This window comes from Methylobacterium cerastii, from assembly GCF_022179125.1.
GTDB lineage: Bacteria > Pseudomonadota > Alphaproteobacteria > Rhizobiales > Beijerinckiaceae > Methylobacterium > Methylobacterium cerastii.
The window spans coordinates 221,176-233,647 of the sequence record NZ_BPQG01000006.1; the positions used below are offsets into that span (position 1 = coordinate 221,176).

General features: G+C 71.9%; 14 protein-coding genes and 1 riboswitch. Of the genes, 7 read left to right on the forward strand and 7 right to left on the reverse strand.

Translation table 11 applies throughout. The features are described 5' to 3' along the window. Positions 1-15 precede the first annotated feature (15 nt). From cobW to MFF13_RS03165, 4 genes are read right to left on the reverse strand one after another with little or no spacing between them, the layout of a single operon-like run. Positions 16-1,050 (reverse strand): cobalamin biosynthesis protein CobW, encoded by a 1,035-nt coding sequence (gene cobW / locus MFF13_RS03150; protein ID WP_147761374.1) that lies wholly within the window; start codon positions 1,048-1,050, stop codon positions 16-18. An 18-nt stretch (positions 1,051-1,068) separates the two neighbouring features. Beyond that, on the reverse strand, positions 1,069-1,437 hold the full coding sequence (locus MFF13_RS03155; protein WP_147761373.1) for a DUF1636 family protein: 369 nt from the start codon (positions 1,435-1,437) through the stop codon (positions 1,069-1,071). After that, complete coding sequence (locus tag MFF13_RS03160) at positions 1,430-2,179, reverse strand: CbtA family protein (protein WP_147761372.1); 750 nt, start codon at positions 2,177-2,179, stop codon at positions 1,430-1,432. The genes MFF13_RS03155 and MFF13_RS03160 overlap by 8 nt, the downstream gene beginning before the upstream one ends. A gap of 22 nt (positions 2,180-2,201) precedes the next feature. Beyond that, entirely contained in the window at positions 2,202-2,378 is a 177-nt protein-coding gene (locus MFF13_RS03165; protein WP_147761371.1) for a CbtB domain-containing protein, read from the reverse strand. Between the two features lie 37 nt (positions 2,379-2,415). Further along, positions 2,416-2,603, reverse strand: a riboswitch (cobalamin riboswitch). A 67-nt stretch (positions 2,604-2,670) separates the two neighbouring features. Here MFF13_RS03165 and cobU point away from each other — a divergent pair. Both cobU and cobO read left to right on the forward strand, forming a co-directional pair. Then, a complete protein-coding gene (gene cobU, locus MFF13_RS03170) occupies positions 2,671-3,198 on the forward strand; it encodes a bifunctional adenosylcobinamide kinase/adenosylcobinamide-phosphate guanylyltransferase (protein ID WP_147761370.1) in 528 nt (175 codons plus the stop codon). Then, on the forward strand, positions 3,195-3,827 hold the full coding sequence (cobO, locus tag MFF13_RS03175; protein ID WP_238270781.1) for a cob(I)yrinic acid a,c-diamide adenosyltransferase: 633 nt from the start codon (positions 3,195-3,197) through the stop codon (positions 3,825-3,827). The genes cobU and cobO overlap by 4 nt, the downstream gene beginning before the upstream one ends. A gap of 130 nt (positions 3,828-3,957) precedes the next feature. Here the strand turns inward: cobO and MFF13_RS03180 are convergent, their stop codons facing one another. Next, entirely contained in the window at positions 3,958-4,149 is a 192-nt protein-coding gene (locus MFF13_RS03180) for a hypothetical protein (RefSeq protein ID WP_147761368.1), read from the reverse strand. Positions 4,150-4,239: 90 nt separating this feature from the next. On the opposite strand from MFF13_RS03180, the gene MFF13_RS03185 reads away from it, so the two are divergent. Together MFF13_RS03185 and MFF13_RS03190 are read left to right on the forward strand one after the other, a co-directional pair. Then, on the forward strand, positions 4,240-5,691 hold the full coding sequence (locus MFF13_RS03185; protein WP_187278692.1) for a cobyric acid synthase: 1,452 nt from the start codon (positions 4,240-4,242) through the stop codon (positions 5,689-5,691). Between the two features lie 161 nt (positions 5,692-5,852). After that, entirely contained in the window at positions 5,853-7,232 is a 1,380-nt protein-coding gene (locus MFF13_RS03190) for an MFS transporter (RefSeq protein ID WP_147761367.1), read from the forward strand. Here MFF13_RS03190 and cbiB read toward each other — a convergent pair. Beyond that, the gene (gene cbiB / locus MFF13_RS03195) at positions 7,166-8,155 is read right to left on the reverse strand and encodes an adenosylcobinamide-phosphate synthase CbiB (protein ID WP_147761366.1); all 990 of its coding nucleotides are present in this window, start codon (positions 8,153-8,155) and stop codon (positions 7,166-7,168) included. The genes MFF13_RS03190 and cbiB overlap by 67 nt on opposite strands. Here cbiB and cobD point away from each other — a divergent pair. Continuing rightward, complete coding sequence (gene cobD, locus MFF13_RS03200; RefSeq protein WP_147761365.1) at positions 8,135-9,163, forward strand: threonine-phosphate decarboxylase CobD; 1,029 nt, start codon at positions 8,135-8,137, stop codon at positions 9,161-9,163. The genes cbiB and cobD overlap by 21 nt on opposite strands. 10 nt (positions 9,164-9,173) lie before the next feature. On the opposite strand, the gene MFF13_RS03205 is transcribed toward cobD, so the two are convergent. Further along, a complete protein-coding gene (locus MFF13_RS03205) occupies positions 9,174-10,361 on the reverse strand; it encodes an MFS transporter (protein WP_238270783.1) in 1,188 nt (395 codons plus the stop codon). Positions 10,362-10,513: 152 nt separating this feature from the next. On the opposite strand from MFF13_RS03205, the gene MFF13_RS26530 reads away from it, so the two are divergent. Beyond that, a complete protein-coding gene (locus MFF13_RS26530) occupies positions 10,514-10,897 on the forward strand; it encodes a hypothetical protein (RefSeq protein WP_373322476.1) in 384 nt (127 codons plus the stop codon). Positions 10,898-11,032: 135 nt separating this feature from the next. Beyond that, positions 11,033-12,436 (forward strand): malonyl-CoA decarboxylase, encoded by a 1,404-nt coding sequence (locus tag MFF13_RS03215; protein WP_238270785.1) that lies wholly within the window; start codon positions 11,033-11,035, stop codon positions 12,434-12,436. The last annotated feature ends 36 nt before the right edge of the window (positions 12,437-12,472 follow it).

Below are 12,472 nucleotides of genomic sequence, written 5' to 3' on the forward strand. Positions count from 1 at the left end.
GGCGGCGGACAAGCCCTAGCCGGCCAGCGCTTCCGCGACCGCACCCTGGTCGAAACCCTTGAGGCCGATCACCACCAGGGTGCCGTCGCGCGGCTCGCTCGCGGTCCAGGGCCGGTCGAAATGATGGGTGATGCGGCGGCCGACGCCCTGCACCACGAGGCGCATCGGCTTGCCCTCGACGGCGCAGAAGCCCTTGATCCGCAGGACGCCCTTGGTCTCCGCCGCCTTCTCGACGCGGGCGGCGAGGTCGGCGGCGGTGATCGCGGTGCGGACCGGGAGCGCCACGGTCTCGAAGTCGTCGTGGTCGTGGTCCTCGCCCTCGCCGTGATGCGACGGGCGCGCGTCGAGGTCGTCCTCGGCGGCGGCCTGGAGGCCGAGCAGCACGCGCGGGTCGATCCGCCCGTGGGCGGTCTCGACCACCTTCACCGCGCGGGGAAGCTGGCGCTCCACCTCGACCCGGACTGCGGCGAGGCCGGCGGCGTCCATCATGTCGGCCTTGTTGAGCACGACGAGGTCGGCGCAAAGGAGCTGGTCCTCGAACACCTCTTCCAGCGGGTTGTCGTGGTCCACGGCCGTGTCGGCGGCGCGCTGGTTCGCCAGCGCCTCGGGGTCCTCGGCGAAGGCGCCGGACGCCACCGCCGGCCCGTCCACCACCGCGACGACGCCGTCCACGGTCACCCGCGAGCGGATCGCCGGCCACTGGAAGGCCTGGACCAGGGGCTTCGGCAGGGCGAGGCCGGAGGTCTCGATCAGGATGTGCTCGGGCGGGTTCGGGCGGTCGAGGAGCGCCGTCATCGCCGGCACGAAGTCGTCCGCGACGGTGCAGCAGATGCAGCCGTTGGGCAGCTCGACGATCGAATCCTCGGTGCAGCCCTCGATGCCGCAGGCGGCCAGGAACGACTTGTCGAAGCCGACGTCGCCGAACTCGTTGACCAGGATCGCGAGCCGGCGCCCGCCGGCGTTCTCGACCACGTGGCGCACCAGCGTCGTCTTTCCGGCACCGAGGAAGCCGGTGACGATGGTGCAGGGGATCTTCGCAACGATGGTCATGGGGATCTCGCCGATGGCTCAGGCCGCGCGCGGCGGAAACGGGGGGATGCGGGCGACGACGCCCTTGCGGAACTCTTGCGGGCGCTGCTTCCACGGCACGATCCCGTCGGGCGTGCCGGCGTAGAGCCCGACGCCGTCGAGGATGATGCGTGCCGACGCCGCGGGGTCGAGGTCGCCGTAGACGTAGGTCCAGCGATCCTCCGCCGCCACCGCGACGGTGCAGGGCCGCTTGCAGACGGAGAGGCACTCGACCGCCTCGATCGTCACTCCGTCGGGCGCCGGCAGCGCGCGCAGCGCGTCGAGCAGGCGGGCGCCGGCACGCGGGCCGTCCGGTGCGTCGCCTTCCATGCGGCAGGTGGTGCAGACGTAGAGGACCGTGTCAGCCACGGGCGCCTGCCGCGGTCTTCGGCCCGAAGGTCTGCCACGCGCGGCCGAACGCCAGCCCGATCACCGCCCAGAACACGAAGGCGATGGCGAGCGAGCGCGCGGCGAACTGCGCGGCGAGGCCGGCGGGAAGCTCGGAGGGCGTCGCCGCCACCTCCGGCGCGCCGGCCAGATGCGGCGCGACGATGAGCACAAGTCCGCCGAGGATCGTGATCGGCACCCGGCGGATCGCGATGAGGTAGATCCCCATCGCGGTGGCGGCGGCGGTCATCAGCCACCAGACCTGGCGCGCGACCAGAGGAGCCGCCTCGCTACCGGGCAGCTCCGGCGGCAGGCCCAGCGCCGGCGCGAGCGCCACGGCGAGGAAGCCGGCCACCGCGAAGGCGAGGCCGCGTTCGGGCGACGGCTCGCGGCCGGTCGCCAGCATCACCGCGCCGAGCAGCAGCGCGTAGCCGATCCCGCCGACGAGGGTCGCGAGCCCGGTGAACAGCATGCGCGGCAGGCCCGCGCCCGGCTGCCACTCGGGCGCGGCCTTGGAATCGTGGTCGTGCCCGGCATGCGCCAGCACGATCGGCAGGCGATCGGGCATCGGGGCGACGGCGGCTGCGGAGCCGGGGGTGGCCTGGGTCTCGTAGCGCTCGGCCGCGATGATCAGCGGCGAGGTGAGCGCGAGTTCGAGGCCCGTCACCAGGACGGCCGCGAGGAAGCCGGCGGCGAGCGCCGCCGACAGGAGCCGGATGAGCATGGGAGCGCCTGGGTTCAGGCGGTCAATGGCAGGGGAAGTTCTGCGTGTGCCGGAAGTCGTGCGCCGCGTTGTGCAGCGCCGAGGCGGGCGAGAAGCCGGCGAGGAACACGAGCCCGAGGCCGAGCATGGCGGCGACGGCGATGGCGACGAAGCCTTCGTTCGCGCGGGTGCCGGTTTGGGTGAGGGTCTGGGTGGTCATGTCGACAACATCTCCGGCCGCCCCGCCGGCGGCGTTCGAGAAAGCGCGGGGGACGGCAGGTCTCCTGGCTCGCGGATCGCCGCGCCTGCCGCCTTCCCGAAACATCGGTGGCCGAGGGCAGGAGTTAACCGCTCACAGTTGCGGGGGCAGCCGCGGAATCGGGTTTCCCCTCACCGCATTCCCTTTTCACCCCGTCTCCGGGGCACCGTCTCCACCAGCCATAGCCTGTCCGGCGCACCCGCACAACGGAGGCTTTGACGGGCACGCCACGGTTGGGGCATGGGTCTTCGCCATGCAGCAGGCCGCGCCTCGGACGACCCTCGTGCTCGGCGGTGCGCGCTCGGGCAAGAGCGCCTACGCCGAGAGGCTGATCGAGGCGGAGCCCGGCCCCTGGTTCTACCTCGCAACGGCGCAGGCCTGGGACGACGAGATGCGCGCGCGGATCGCCCTCCACCGGTCCCGCCGGTCCGGCGACTGGATCACGCGGGACGTGCCGACGGCGCTGGCCGCGGCGATCGCCGACGCGCCGGGACCGGTGCTGGTCGACTGCCTCACGCTGTGGCTCACGAACCTGATCCTCGCCGACGCCGACCTCGACGCCGAGACGCAGGCCCTGGTCATCGCCTGCCGGGCGGCGCGGGGCCCCCTCGTTCTGGTCTCGAACGAGGTCGGCCTCGGGATCGTCCCGGACAACGCGCTCGCCCGCCGCTTCCGCGATGCGGCCGGGCGCCTCCACCAGGCCCTCGCGGCCGAATGCGACCGCGTCGTGCTGACGGTCGCCGGGTTGCCGCTGACCGTGAAACCGCAGGGAACGTCATGACCGACGACGCCAAGCCCGACGACGCCAAGCCTGACGACGCGACGCGCCATCGCGAGAAGATGGAGAAGCGCAAGGCGGTTCAGGACGCCGAGGTGGCGGCCAAGACGATCGAGAAGGGGCTCCTCATCGTCAACACCGGCCCCGGCAAGGGCAAGACCACGGCGGCGCTCGGCCTTGCGCTCCGCATGCTCGGACGCGGGCACCGGGTCGGCATCGTGCAGTTCATCAAGGGCGCCTGGGACACCGGCGAGGCGCATGCGCTCAAGGTCTTCGGCGACCGGGTCGCGTGGCACGCCATGGGCGAGGGCTTCACCTGGGAGACGCAAGACAAGGCTCGCGACATCGCCGCCTGCCTCAACGCCTGGAACCAGGCGACCGACCTGATGGCCGACCCCGGCATCCGCCTGCTCATCCTCGACGAGCTCAACATCGCGCTGCGCTACGACTACCTCGACCTCGATGCGGTGGTCGCGACGCTCAAGGCCCGCCGCCCGGACCTCCACGTCGTCGTCACCGGCCGCAACGCCAAGCCCGCGCTGATCGAAGCCGCCGACCTGGTCACCGAGATGGGCAGCGTGAAGCACCACTTCGCAGCGGGCGTGAAGGCGCAGGAGGGCATCGAGTTTTGATCGGTCGTCGGCGCGGCGTGGTGCGCCTTCCAGGCCAGCCAGTCCTCGATGCGCAAATTTTCGACGCGGTCGAACTCGCGGCCGTTGTCCGCGAATGCGGGCAATGTGCGAGCGCCGCGCAAGCATCGGCCTACAAATCCACTGGGTCCGGCTCTGCCCGATCGACAGGCTCGATATCGCCTTCGCGATCGAGCGATGGAAGCCCGTCGAGCGGGGCGATCAGGGTCGGGTGCACGATCGTATCAATGGCGAAATGGTCGCCGTCGCTTTGCATGACGGCGTGGTTCCGATTTTCAGGAAGCACTCTGATCGTTCGCTTCATTGCATCCGATCGCTCCGCTTTCTGGCGAGCTTATGCCGCGCGGAAGGAGGAAGGACATCTTTCTTCCTTCGCCATGCCTTCGGTGACGGCATGACCCGCGCCCTGATGATCCAGGGCACCGGCTCCGACGTCGGCAAGTCGCTGATCGTCGCCGGGCTCGCGCGGGCCTTCACCCGGCGCGGGCTGCGCGTGCGCCCGTTCAAGCCGCAGAACATGTCGAACAACGCCGCCGTCACCGCCGACGGCGGCGAGATCGGGCGGGCGCAGGCGCTGCAGGCGCGGGCGGCCGGCGTCGCGCCGTCGATCCACATGAACCCGGTGCTGCTCAAGCCGCAGAGCGAGGTCGGCTCGCAGGTTGTGGTGCAGGGCCGCATGGTCGCGACCGTGAAGGCACGCGACTACCAGGCCTGGAAGCCGAGGTTGCTGGAAGCGGTGCTCGACAGCTTCTCGCGGCTGAAGGCCGAGGCCGACCTCATCCTCGTCGAGGGTGCTGGCTCGGCCTCCGAGGTGAACCTGCGCGCCGGCGACATCGCCAACATGGGCTTCGCCCGCGCCACCGACACGCCCGTGGTGCTGCTCGGGGACATCGACCGCGGCGGGGTCATCGCCAGCCTCGTCGGCACCAAGGCGGTGATCGACCCGGACGACGCCGCGATGATCGTCGGCTTCCTGGTCAACCGCTTCCGGGGCGACCCGACCCTGTTTTCCGACGGGATGGACCTGATCGCGCGCCACACCGGCTGGGCGAGCCTCGGCCTGATCCCGCATTTTCCGCAGGCCGCGCGCCTGCCGGCCGAGGACGTGCTCGGGCTCGTTGGGTCGGCCGGCCCGGCCGCGACCCGCATCGCCGTGCCGGTCCTGCCCCGGATCGCCAACTTCGACGACCTCGATCCGCTTCGCGCCGAGCCGGCGGTGGAGGTGGTGCTGGTGCGTTCCGGCGAGCCGATCCCGGGCGACGCGGCCCTGGTGCTGCTGCCGGGATCCAAGACCACGATCGACGACCTCGATTTCTTCCGCGCGGAGGGATGGGACGGGGATCTGCGGGCGCATCTACGCCGCGGCGGGCGGGTCCTGGGGCTGTGCGGCGGCTACCAGATGCTCGGGCGGACGCTGTCCGACCCAGACGGCATCGAGGGCGCGCCGCGCACCGTTCCGGGGCTCGGGCTGCTCGAGGTCGACACGGTGATGACGCCCCTGAAGCGCCTCGAGGCGGTTTCCGGCACGAGCCTGCCCGACGGCATCCCGTTCTCCGGCTACGAGATGCATGTCGGCGACACGACCGGCGCCGATTCGAGCCGGCCGCTGCTGCGCCTGGCCGACGGACGCGCCGACGGGGCGGTGTCGGCCGACGGGCTGGTCTGCGGCACCTACGTTCACGGGCTGTTTTCCGACGACCGGCAGCGGGCCGCCTGGCTCGCCCGCCTCGGCGCGCGATCCGACGGCGCCTCCTACGAGGCCGGCATCGAGCGGGTGCTCGACGCGCTCGCCCTGCACCTCGAACGCCACGTCGACTGCGACCGGCTGCTGGCGCTGGCCCGGTAGGGACTCGCGCGCGTGACAGGCGAGCGGGTCCTGTTCCCGTCGCGGGTGATACGCGCTCCGAACCGCGCCACCGCCCGATAGGCAGGCGCCGCGTCCCGGCCTAGGCTCCGCCGAAAGCGCGGTCCTTCGCGAAGGGACCGCCGGACGCCGAGGAACGCCCTATGACGCCCATTGACACCGCGGCCGACGACGCGCTCGCCCGGCGCACGATCGCGACGGTGACGTGGCGGCTGATGCCGCTGCTCGGGGTGATGTACCTGGTCGCCTACATCGACCGGCAGAACATCTCCTACGCCAAGCTGCAGATGGTCGGGGATCTGGGATTGAGCGAGAGCGTCTACGGGCTCGGCGCGTCGCTGTTCTTCCTCGGCTACTTCCTATGCGAGGTGCCCGCCAACGTCATCCTGGAGCGGGTCGGCGCGCGGCTGTGGTTCGCCCGGATCATGGCGACCTGGGGCCTGATCACGGTGCTGCTCGGCTTCACCCAGAACACGGTGATGTTCTACGTGCTGCGCTTTCTGCTGGGCGTCGCCGAGGCCGGCTTCTTCCCCGGCGTGCTGTTCGTGCTGACCCTGTGGTTCCCGCAGAAGCACCGCGCCGCGATGATCGGCTGGTTCATGATCGCGAGCGCGGTGGCCAACGCCGTCGGCGCGGCGGTCGGCGGGGCGCTGCTCGACCTCGACGGCGCGCTCGGGCTCAAGGGCTGGCAGTGGGTCTTCGTCAGCACCGGCGTGCCGGCGCTGTTCCTTGCGGTGATCGTCCTGCTCGTCCTGCCGGAGGGACCGGAGAAGGCGCCCTGGCTCGATCGCGCCGGCCGCGACTGGCTCAGCCGGACGCTGGAACAGGAGCGCGAGGCCGGCGGCAAGGTCGAGCACGGCAACCCGTTCGCGGCGCTCCTCGACCGGCGGGTGTGGATGCTCGCCAGCGTCTACGTCGCGTTCCCGCTTGGCGCCTACGGCCTGAGCTACTGGCTGCCGACGGTGGTGCGGAGCTTCGGCGTCACCAACACCGTCAACGGCTTCATCAACATCATCCCGTGGGTGGTCACCGGGTTCGCCCTGTGGTGGGTGCCGCGGCATTCCTCGCGGACGGGCGAGCAGACCTGGCACGTGGTCGGGCCGGGGCTCGTCGCGGCCGCGGCGCTGGCGCTGAGCGTGGTTGTGCCGGGGTCGGGCCTGAAGTTCGCCTGCCTGTGCGTGGCCGCCGCCGGCATCTTCTCGGCGCAGCCGGTGTTCTGGTCGCTGCCGCCGACCTTCCTGAAGGGCGCCTCGGCCGCGGCCGGCATCGCGGCGATCAACTCGGTAGGCAACCTCGGCGGCTTCATCGCACAGAACGCGGTGCCGATGATCCGAGACCGCAGCGGCAGCGACCTCGTGCCGATGATCTTCCTCTCGGCCTGCCTCGTGGTCGGCTCGTGCCTCGTCTTCGTGGTGCTCGGCGCCCTGCAGCGCGACGCCGGCCGCCGCGCCGCGGTTCAGAGCGTAACGAGCAAGGCGCCGACGGTCGCGAGCCCCCACAGCAGTGCGCAGGCGGTGCGGTAGAGGCGCAGCGCCCGCGCGATGTCCTCGGCGGTGGCCGCCGCGCGGCCGTCGCCCATCCAGGCATCCTCGACCGCGACGCCGGCGTAGACCCGCGGGCCGGCGAGCCGCAGGCCGAGCGCGCCCGCCATCGCCGCCTCCGGCCAGCCGGCGTTCGGCGACCGGTGGCGGCGTGCGTCGCGGCGGATCGCGCGCCAGGCGCCGGCCGGCGAGGCGCCGCGATGGAGCCCGGCGGCGGTGACGATCAGCACGGCGGTGAGCCGCGAGGCCGGCAGATTCACGAGGTCGTCGAGGCGGGCCGAGGCCCAGCCGAACGCTTCGTGACGCGGGGTGCGATGGCCGACCATGCTGTCGGCGGTGTTGATCGCCTTGTAGAGCGCACCGCCCGGCAGGCCGCCGAGCCCGATCCAGAACGCCGGCGCGACGATGCCGTCGGAAAAGTTCTCCGACAGGCTCTCGATCGCGGCGCGACAGATCGCGGCCTCGTCCAGAGTCTCCGGATCGCGCCCGACGATCATCGCGACCGCACGGCGACCGCCGACGAGGCCCTCGGCCCGCAGGCCCTCCGCCACGCGGGCGACGTGCTCGTCGAGGCTGCGCTGCGCCGGCAGGCTGGCACTGGCGAAGGCGAGCAGCGCGATCGCGGGAAGCGTGCCGGCCAGTCCCGCCAGCGCCGTGAGGCCGAGCGCGACGGCGCCGACGACGGCGACGAGGATCAGGAGGGCGAGCACCCCGCCGAGCCGCCGCGCCCGGGCAGCCCCTCGGTTCAGCCCGCGGTCGAGCGCGGCGATCAGCCGGCCGATCCAGGTGACAGGGTGGCCGAGCGCCCTGTAGAGCGCGTCCGGATAACCGAAGGCCGCCTCGATCGCGAGGGCGAGGGCGAGGATGGCGAGCGTGTCGGGCGGATGAGCGAGCGCGGAGGACATGGCGTCTGGGATTTCGGTGTGCCCGAGGGGGAGCCGATCGCCCATGGCGGCGACCTCGACGCGGCGCGCCGGATGTTCCCGCAGGCGCCGGAGCCGTGGCTCGACCTCTCGACCGGGATCAATCCGGTCCCCTATCCCTGCCCGCCGCTCGACGCCACCCTGTTCCACCGGCTGCCCTCGGTGGCCGACCACGCGGCCCTGCGCGCGGCGGCGGCGCGGGCCTACGGCGCGGCGGCTTCCTGCATCGTGCCGGCGCCGGGCACGCAGATCCTGATCGAGACGATCCCGCGCCTCGTCGCGCCGAGCGCGGCCGCCGTCGTCGGGCCGACCTATGCCGAGCACGCGGCGGCCTGGGCGCGGGCCGGGCATGCGGTCTCGGCGGTGCGCGACCTCGGCGAGGCCGGGGACGCGCAGGTCGTCGTCGTGGTCAACCCGAACAATCCCGACGGCCGGACCTGGCCGGCGTCGACCCTGCTGGCGGCGGCCGACGACCTGTCCGCCCGCGGCGGGATGCTCCTCGTCGACGAAGCCTTCGCCGACTTCGAGTCCGTCGTGAGCCTGTGTCCCTATCTCCGCCCGGGACTCGTGGTGCTGCGCTCCTTCGGCAAGACCTACGGGCTCGCGGGCCTGCGGCTGGGCTTCGCCGTCGCCGAGGCGGGCCACGCGCGCCGGATCGCCGCCGCGCTCGGGCCGTGGGCCGTCGCCGGGCCGGCGCTGGCGATCGGCCGAGCCGCCCTCGGCGACGCGACGTGGCGCAGCGAGGCCGCAGCCGCGCGCGCCGCCGACGCGGGACGGCTTGACCGCATGATCGCGCGGGCAGGCGGTACGTCGGTCGGCGGGACCGTCCTGTTTCGCACCGCCGACTTCCCCGATGCGCCGGGCCTGTTCCGACGGCTCGGCGAGGCCGGCATCCATGTCCGGCGCTTCACGGAGGCGTCGGCGCGCCTGCGCTTCGGGCTTCCCGCGGACAAGGACGCCTGGTGCCGCCTGTCGCGGATCCTCCGGTGAGGGCGGATCCTCAGGTCAGGGTGGGGCGCCGATCGAACACGGCGACGAGGAGGGCGGCGACGGCGAAGGCGATGCCCACCAAGCAGACCCCGGCCCAGCCGGCGAGCAGGAAGGCCTGCGATCCGGCGTAGGCGCCGATCGCCCCGAACACGAACATCGCCGTGAACAGCACTGTGTTGATCCGCCCGCGGGCGCCGGGGACGAGGGCGTAGGCGCGGGTCTGGTTGGCGATCAGTGCCCCGTTCATGCCGATGTCGATCAGCAGCACGCCGACGGCCACGGCGCCGAGCGACCACGTGCCGCCGGCCCAGAGCACCGCGAAGGCCGCGACGACGAGGAGGCTGCCGCCGACCACCACGGGCCGCGCCCCGCGCAGGTCGGTGAACCGGCCCGAGACCGGTGCCACCAGCGCGCCGCAGACGCCGATCACCCCGAACAGCCCGGCGCCGGCCGCGGTCAGGTTGAACGGCTCGGCCTCCACGAGGAGCGCGAGCGTCACCCAGAACGCATTGAAGGCGGCAAACAACAGCGCCTGCGACAGGCTGGCGTTGCGCAGCACGGGCTGCGTCTTCGCCAGGTGCAGGATCGACAGCATCAGCGCGCGGTAGCGCAGACGCTTGGCCTCCGTGCGCGGCAGGGTCGCCGCCGCGATCGCCGCCATCCCGAGCGAGACCGCGGCGGCCGCGAAGAACACCGCCCGCCAGCCGAGATGCGCGCTGACGAAGCCGCTGACCGTCCGGGCGAGCAGGATGCCCGAGAGCAGCCCGGTCATCACCTGCCCGACGACGCGCCCGCGGCTGGCATCCGGCGCGAGTTCCGCCGCGAAGGGCACCGCCTGCTGCGCCGCCGACGAGAGGAAGCCGATCAGCAGGCTCGCGAGCACCAGGACGGATAGATTCGGGCTGAGTGCCGCGACCACCAACACCACGCTCAGCGCGAGCAACTGCGCGATGATCAGCTGGCGCCGGGGCCAGGCGTCGCCGAGCGGCACGAGGCCGACGATGCCGAGCCCGTAGCCGACGAGGCACGCGGTCGGCACCCACAGGGCGGCGCGCGGCCCGAAATCGGCCACGAGCAGCCCGAGCAACGGCTGGTTGTAATAGATGTTGGCGACCGCACCGCCGGCGATCAGCGTCAGCCCGATCCGCGCGGTCGTGCTCAGAGCCGGATGCGGCGAAACCGTCGAGACGTCGCTCACGAGCGGGCTTTCGGATCGCGCGAGCGGTTCGGCGCTGTGAGCATGTCGGTCGGCTCTCGCATGGTGGGTGATCGAAAGTCGCCTAGGCGGGGTCCGGTGCCATGGCAACGGCGGGTGGCGCAGGGCACGGCCGCGTAGGAGTGGCGCACCCGGTGTCGATTCCGGACCCGCCTCCCTATGTTCCTTTGCGGAACGTTGTTCCGCGCACGGCCCGATCGCTCGCAATCGATTTGTCGATCGAGGCGTTCCGGGTTCTGATGCCGTTCATGCGACGGATGACACCGATTCGTGCCGCGGAGCGCATCCGACGCTTCGAGAAGGAGAGGATTTTCATGCCGAACTACCGGGTGGATTTCGAGAAGCAGATCTTCGGGCTTCCCTTCACCATCGGATCGGTGGAGATCCATCGCGCGCGCGACCCCGACCGCGCCCGGCGGGCCGCCGAGCTGAAGTTCGCCCGCCAGTACGGCCTGGGCGACTGGCGCGAGCGCGCCGACAGCGCCGTGGTGGCGCAGGCCGGCGACGAGCGCCGATAGGGCGTCGTACCTCGCCCGGAGGGTCTGGTCCCGCGCGCCGTCACGCCGTAAACGGTGTGGCCGACGGCATCGCCGTCCGGGACGACCGGGGCCTCCGCGGCGGCCGGTTTCGAGGCGAGACGCGGACGGCGATCCATGGCGGCGATCTCTTTCTTCGGCGACCTCCTCCAGACCATCAGCGATCGCGGTCGCGACCTCATCGGCATCGGCCGCGGCGACCTCGCCGCCCGGGCCAACGCCGCCGAACTGGTCAAACTCTGCGACGACCTGATCTCGCGGCGCGGCGAAGCCTCCGGCGTCGCCCTGGCGCGGCTGATCCTCGACCGTTACGCGACGCTGGGCACCGACGAGCGCCACGCCTTCATGCGGCTCATCGCCATCGAGTTCGACGCGGATCACGACGCGGTGGACGCCGCGATCGAGGCCTACCGCGCCGACCCGACCCGCGCGCGCCTCGGAAGCCTGCACGAATCGGCCGAGCCGCGCTCCCAGGAGCTGATCCGCCGCCTCAATCTCGCCCGCGACGGGACGCTCAGCCTCGTGCGCATGCGCGAGGACCTGTTCGACCTGCGCCGAATCCTGCGCGACGAGGGCGAGCCCAACCTGATCGACGCCGCCGACAGCCTCGATTCGGATTTCGAGCACCTGTTCGCCTCGTGGTTCAATCGCGGCTTCCTGGTGCTGCGCCACATCGACTGGACGACGCCGGCCCACATCCTCGAAAAGATCATCCGCTACGAGGCGGTCCACGAGATCGCCGGATGGGACGACCTGCGCCGCCGCATCCAGCCGGTGGACCGGCGCTGCTTCGCCTTCTTCCACCCGGCGCTGGTCGACGAACCGCTGATTTTCGTCGAGGTCGCCCTGACGAGCGCGATCGCGCCGGCGATCGCGCCGATCCTGTCGCAGGCGCGCGACCCGCTGCCGCTGAAGTCGGCGACCACGGCGATCTTCTACTCGATCTCGAACTGCCAGAAGGGCTTGGCCGGCGTCACCTTCGGCAACTTCCTGATCAAGCAGGTGGTGGAGGACCTCGCCCGCGAGATCCCGACCCTGAAGACCTTCGTCACGCTCTCACCAGTCCCGGGCTTCGCGCGCTGGCTCGACCGCGAGCGGCGCGCGGACGCCCCGCAGGGCCTGACCCGCGACGACATCGAGGCGTTGCGCCAACTCGACGAACCGGATTGGGCGACCGATAAGGCGAAGTCCGACGCCGTGCGCAAGGCGCTGCTGCCGGCCGCCGCCGCCTACTTCCTGCGCGCCAAGAACGAACGGGGCCGACCGCTCGATCCGGTGGCCCGCTTCCACCTCGGCAACGGTGCCCGGCTCGAGCGGATCAACTTCCTCGGCGACGTCTCGGAGAAGGGGCTGAAGCAGTCCTACGGGCTGATGGTCAACTACCTCTACGACCTGTCGGCGATCGAGAAGAACCACGAGACCTATGCCAACCTCGGCACGGTGTCGGCCTCCGGCGCCGTTTCGCGCGAGTTGCGCGCCAACCTGCCGCCGCCGCGCTCCGTCGCCCTCGCCGAGGCGTGAGGCGGGTGGGCCGAAGTCGATCATCCGTTCCGCTGG